Here is a 6,115-nt window from a genome sequence, read left to right as displayed (position 1 = left end):
AAGCCAAGAAAGGTTACTAAAAAGCGTTACCCTTCTCATGCCGCTTAATCGTTACCTATCTCTTGAAGTCATACCCAAAAAAAATATATAAAAGGGAAAACATGAAAAAAATACTAATTATATTCTTCACATTGATTGTATTTTCACAATGCAATACAAAATTAAACAATAATGTAGCTTCAGGAACCTTAGAAAATCCAGATATGGAAAGCAAGTTATCTGATGATCTTTCCGAATTTAAACCTTATCTTGAAACTTCCAACAATGCAATTGAATTAATTTCCAAGAAAAATTATAGAACCGTTGCAGAAAAATATTTCCTTGAAGATGAAAACAAATCTAAAAATGTAGATAATTTTGCAAAATTAGAAGATGTCGTAAATGAACAGTTCGGAAAATTTAAATCATACAAAAAGAATCAATGGAATTTCTCTAAACATAACTATGAAGGAAATAATTATATTCAATCTATCAAAATTGTTCATTTTAAAAAAGCAACTTCATTCGTTACTTTAACTTTTCAGGATGGAGATCCTTCAAAAATACTAGGACTATATTTAAACAACCCACCTCCCCCTAAAAAATATATTAAAATCAATGAATCGTATACTTACGAAGGTTTAAAAAAATAAATACTAATATTTCGGAATTATAAAAATTCAAATTTAAGGAAATTCAAATAATGTTTAATAATTTAAGTCCTTGGGAAATTCTCTTTTTACTTAGTCCGATTTGGGCAATTGGCGGATATTTTTTACCTACAATAATAGGTTTAGTTAAAAAGAAAAATAGCTACAAATTGGTTCTAATTAATCTTTTACTTGGATGGACAATAATTGGATGACTTTACGCTCTTTTTTTAGCATTAAAGAAAAATAATTAAACATGCAATCCTTCGCATAACAGCGACTAACCGCTTCACTTCGGGACTGGCGCCCTCGTTCGGTCTCCGACACATAGGCTTCTGGCACTCCTCTTGCTTACGCAAGCGTCGTTCCAGTCCCTAACGTCCCGTCCGGGACTCAGGGCCAGCCTACGTCGGTTAGTCTAGTTCGTTATACGACATGCTAAACTTCATCATTCCAAAAAAATACAATTAACATTAATACATAATTAAATGAATAAACTTTTTCTTACTAAAACTATAATTCTATTAAACATTCTCACTTTAATTAACTGCGTCAAAAACCAAAGTATTAACGATGGCTCACTAATTAGTCTTAATGATGCAGAAAAAGAATATTCGGCTGTGATTTTTCTAAAAACTGCTGAATATTTCCCAAACCAAGCCTTCTATTTTCTTTTTCCCCTTGAGGAAGTAGACTTTGGTTGCCACAGAGATATTCATTATAATCGAAAAGATTTTCAAATGTGCATGAAAAACATTACGGCTTTTAATTTTCAACCAAAAGCACCAGATGAACTTCTTTATAAAATCGATAATTTTAAAGATACTTTGTGTAATTTAAAAAAAACTATTTTGCTCAAAGACTCTTTAATAAAGGGAGAACTAAATCTTTGTGAAATTAACCCTTAACACTCTATTTATACTACTTTTATTTTTATACCCTAATTACATAGTTCAATCAAAAGAAAAATTTAGACCTGAATACGATTATTCAATTAATAGAAACTACTTGTTTCAAGATTGCGAAGACAAGAAAAAATGTTATGAAAGCTGTAACAACATTCCAAACTATGCTATGTTTTTCAGTATTTTTACTAATTCTATAGATAATGATATATCCAAAAAAATAAGAATCTCATGCTTAAGTGAATGTTCAAGAACGATCTGCTACAAAAATTATAAATAGACTACCGGCACGTCGTATAACAGCATGGAGACGCTGCGCTTCGGCACTGCCGGCCTCGCTTGGGCTGCGCCACATTCCCTTTCTGTCACTCGTTTGCATCCGCAAACTCTGTGCCAGTCCCTAACGTCCCGTTGGGACTCAGGGTCAGGGAACGTCGCCTCCACTAGTTCGTTATACGCAATCGTGCAAAACGTAATTATAAAAATTAACAAGCAAAATATATAATAAAATGAAAGCAACGAAATTACTAGAATACAAATTTTCAGGGAAAAGAGATATAACCTCGCGAAAACCATTAGTAATAGATGATAAACTAATTGTCCTATTCAATTACAATATTGATGGTTTCCCTCACAACGAGGTAATTTGTTTTAATATTCACAACTTTACCATCCTTTGGAAATATGAAAATTCATTTGTAGGAAACAACATACTTAAAACCCCAAATAACAATGTATTGATTTGTTATATGGATGGAAAATTAATAGAAATAAACCACAAGAATGGTTCCCCTGTCGAAAAATTTGATTTAGGTATGAAAAAAAACGGGCAAACCTCAAATCTTTATAAAAATAAAATAATTATTAGTGGAATCCAGGGTACAGAAGAAACGATATGTTTTGATTTCGATAAAAGACAAGTTTTATGGAGAGTATATAATCAAGGACATTCTTATATACCTTTTATCTATGAAGATAAAGTTTATCAATGTGCAGAAGACAAAATCGTTTGTCGAGATTTAAATTCAGGATCTACAATTTGGAAATCAAGCGAAAAAGGAAATTATAATTTTCATCCAAATAATTTCCAATCGAACATCGTCGTTGGAGGTCACGGTATCATAAAATTCTATAACGCAATTAATGGGAAATTGCTCTTACAAATAAATACAGAAAATAAAGAAACTATATATAGAATAATTTCAGATGAAAATTCAATATATTTCGGAGATACGTCCGGGATTTTCTATGCATACAAAATTACTGAAGCAAGAAATTTTCTTGGTACCAGAACGTTAAATGCTGATTTACAATGGAAATTTAGTTCTCAAGGAGCAATTCAAAGCATACCAGAAATTTTAGATGAAAAAATTATCTTTATTAACGACGATAAAAAACTTATTTGCTTAGATAAAGAAAATGGAAATTTACATTGGCAAATAAACATAAACGGTGAAGCCGGAATTTCCGGTCTAATTTTCTTTGAAAATACCATTATAACATCTGTCAGCAAAGGCCATATATTCAAAATAACAGAATCTAATAAATAATTAAGATTTTTTTTTAACCAAAATCACTCAATGTCATTTATATATTCCAATTATATAAATATTCATCTATTCAAAATAAGTTTTCCAAAATAATTGCTATTGCAAAAATGAATCCATTTTCGATCGATAAAAACGATACAAAAAATGGATATAAACTATGCACGACAGCGTATAACAGCGGGGAAACGCTGCGCTTCGGCACTTACGGCCTCGCTTGGGCTGTGCCACATTCCCTTTCTGTCACTCGTTTGCATTCGCAAACTACGTGCCAGTCCCTAACGTCCCGTTCCGGGACTCAGGGTCAGGGAACGTCGTCTCCCCTAGTTCGTTATGCGTAATGGCTTAAATTAAAAAGGACTACATGAAAGAAAAACTAAATCAAATAATTGAACTTGCAAATGAGATAAATGCAGAAATTTCATCTCAGGATACAAATATTTCTTTTAATCTTCAATATGGGTCACTAGAGTTACCAGATATACTTTCAAGTATCATTGAACTTCTCCAACCGCAATTACTTCCAAATGAACTTGCTATATATTTTCATCTATTCAATAATTCAATTTTAAAATTCGGAGTTCAATATACCAGAGTAAGTGTCCGAGGACTTCAAGCTGGAACGATTAAATCTTCAAGTGGTCAATCAGAATCATTAGCATACGCAACAGTGAAAGAATGTCTAGATGGATTAGAAAAAAAAGGGGCTATAGAAAAGCAGGGAGATCCAAATAGAGAAGGAACTTTATACAAAGTTAACATTCCTGACGAAATTGAAATCTGTCAGATTTACAAGAAAAATCATGAAGAAATCGAAAAGAAAGAAGTTAATCTCAAAAATTTAGAATCTGAAATTGACTTTTATAATATCAAAGAAAATAGATTAAAAATCTTCGAAAGAGACTTATACAAATGTACTTACTGCAATAAGCAATTAACAAGATTTTCTGCTACATTAGACCATATTCAACCAATATCACAAGGTGGAGATAATTCATTTGGAAATTTAAAAACTGCATGCTTACATTGTAATTCAACAAGGGGAGCTGCACCTGTTTCTGACTTTATTATCAAAAGCAAGGAATATTTATGAGTGAGATAAGTATAGAAGAACTGCCAAAAAATTTAATTGAAAAATATGGAACATCAATTTCATTCGATGCTTCTAATATTATACTAAAATCAAGCAACGCTGAGACAGATATTTCTGGTCTAATTAGCTTTAATGTAAATGATGATGTGACTAGAAGCCTTTTTTTTGATTGGCTAAATCCAGATATCAATGGCTTTGGTTCAAAAGCAAGAATGTCATTTACTACAAACGGAAAACAAATTCAAATCGATTTTAGTGCTGTAAAATTTCACTATAACACTGGCTCAATAACAGGTACATATTTAAGGATTGGTAAATAAGCGCCACTACGCATAACAACGGCGAATCGCTGCGCTTCGGCACTTACGGCCTCGCTTGGTCTGCGACACATTTCCCTTCTGGCATTCGCTCGCATACGCAAGCTACATGCCAGTCCCTAACGTCCCGGCGGGACTCAGGGTCGGGAAACGTCGATTAGCCTAGTTCGTTAATTGCAATGCCCGAAAAATTAAAAAAGAAATTCTAAAAGATTCTCGCTAAATGAAAAAAGCAAAACTTTAAGAAATAAGAGAAGAGAATCTAAGATAATTCCATGAAGTGATAGTTAGCTTTTCTCCGAATTTAAGTCTTAATTCACAACTTCGTCTTGTTACTGACGTATATTCTATTTTTTTCGATCTATTCTCTTCTGCTTCTTTTTAGCTTCTCATTCTTTGAAGACAGAAAAAGATAAAAAGAAATAAAAAAGAAAATTAAGAGATGCTCGGAAATAGAAAGAATAAGAAATACTGATGATCAATTTGCTCTTTTCTTAGTCTTATCTATACTAAATTTCTGGCACTGCAATTAACAACGACTAACCGCTTCACTTCGGGACTTACGCCCTCGTTCGGTCTGCGACACATAGGCTTTTGGCACTCCTCTTGCTTACGCAAGCGTCATGCCAATCCCTAACGTCCCGTTCCGGGACTCAGGGTCAGCCTACGTCGGTTAGTCTAGTTCGTTATACGCAAGCAAGGAGAATTCAATTGAATTACACAAAAGACACAAAACGTATAAAATCCTGGATTGAAGAATACCTAATTCCAAAATATCCGGAATTAGTACAACCTATGATCGATGCTTATGATGCCTTTGATCACTATCGTTATGGAGGTTACAAAGATCACGAACTATTGGAAAAAATAACATTAGTCGCTACTAGTCATAGGGGACCATTATATGAAAATGGAACGGATTTATTAGCACACCTTACACAATTTAGTGAAAAGGCTTGTGAAAAAGTTATAGAAATGTCAAAATCTTCTAAATCTCATGTACGCTTTAACTCAATACTTTCAGTTGATAAAGATTCTCCATTAGCTTTAAAATTGAATCTATTTAAAATTGTCCTAAATGATAAAAGCAAGAGAGTTAAATCTAAAGCATGGGATTGGATTGAAAGAATAAAATTCAAAGAAATTTTACCTGATATGTATAATAGTCTAATCAATGAGAAAGATGAAGAATTGAAAAAATCAGGTTTATTCTCATATTATCTTCTCAAGGATGGCTTCTATTTAAGGGAAGGCTCCAGTTCAGAATCAAAAGAACTTACTGTTGTCATTAAGTCGGGATTAAGTAGTAGAACACTAACTCTAGATGAATGTAAAAGCCCAATTTTAGAAAAAATCATCAAAGAAATACAAAATAATAATTAATCTCCTTTCCTGCGTATAACTACCGCTAACCACTTCGCTTCGGCACTTCCGGCCTCGCTCGGCCTGCGGCACATAGGCTTCTGGCACTCCTCTTGCTTACGCAAGCGTCGTTCCAGTCCCTAACGTCCCGTTCCGGGACTCAGGGCCAGCCTACGTCGGTTAGCTGAGTTCGTTATACGACATGCTAAACACCAATCTTGTAAATAAGTAATCTCAGAGAAGAAAACCGAAACATCTATGA

The 6,115-nt window shown here is 33.3% G+C and carries 7 protein-coding genes; all 7 read left to right on the top strand.

Features of this window, described 5'->3' with window-relative positions:
* The first annotated feature begins 101 nt into the window (after positions 1-101).
* The 7 genes from EHQ24_RS00045 to EHQ24_RS00010 all read left to right on the top strand — a co-directional run bounded on the left by EHQ24_RS00045 (position 102) and on the right by EHQ24_RS00010 (position 5,874).
* The gene (locus EHQ24_RS00045) at positions 102-632 is read left to right on the top strand and encodes a hypothetical protein (protein ID WP_135599682.1); all 531 of its coding nucleotides are present in this window, start codon (positions 102-104) and stop codon (positions 630-632) included.
* A 50-nt stretch (positions 633-682) separates the two neighbouring features.
* Positions 683-844 carry a superinfection immunity protein gene (locus EHQ24_RS00040; protein WP_135599681.1) on the top strand — a complete coding sequence of 54 codons (162 nt, stop codon included), beginning with the start codon at positions 683-685 and terminating at the stop codon, positions 842-844.
* A gap of 273 nt (positions 845-1,117) precedes the next feature.
* Positions 1,118-1,537: a hypothetical protein gene (locus tag EHQ24_RS00035; protein WP_135599680.1), complete on the top strand. Its 420-nt coding sequence runs from the start codon at positions 1,118-1,120 to the stop codon at positions 1,535-1,537.
* Positions 1,538-2,043: 506 nt separating this feature from the next.
* Positions 2,044-3,084 (top strand): outer membrane protein assembly factor BamB family protein, encoded by a 1,041-nt coding sequence (locus EHQ24_RS00025; protein ID WP_135599678.1) that lies wholly within the window; start codon positions 2,044-2,046, stop codon positions 3,082-3,084.
* A gap of 361 nt (positions 3,085-3,445) precedes the next feature.
* On the top strand, positions 3,446-4,174 hold the full coding sequence (locus EHQ24_RS00020; RefSeq protein ID WP_135599677.1) for an HNH endonuclease: 729 nt from the start codon (positions 3,446-3,448) through the stop codon (positions 4,172-4,174).
* Positions 4,171-4,494, top strand: a complete 324-nt coding sequence (locus EHQ24_RS00015; protein WP_135599676.1) for a hypothetical protein — start codon at positions 4,171-4,173, stop codon at positions 4,492-4,494. Before EHQ24_RS00020 ends, EHQ24_RS00015 begins: the two co-directional genes overlap by 4 nt.
* 708 nt (positions 4,495-5,202) lie before the next feature.
* Complete coding sequence (locus tag EHQ24_RS00010; protein WP_167483030.1) at positions 5,203-5,874, top strand: hypothetical protein; 672 nt, start codon at positions 5,203-5,205, stop codon at positions 5,872-5,874.
* Positions 5,875-6,115 lie beyond the last annotated feature (241 nt).

The sequence above is a fragment of the Leptospira noumeaensis genome, assembly GCF_004770765.1.
Lineage (GTDB): Bacteria > Spirochaetota > Leptospiria > Leptospirales > Leptospiraceae > Leptospira_A > Leptospira_A noumeaensis.
The sequence above is the reverse complement of the archived record's forward strand: the minus strand, read 5'-3'. Positions and strand labels throughout refer to the sequence as shown.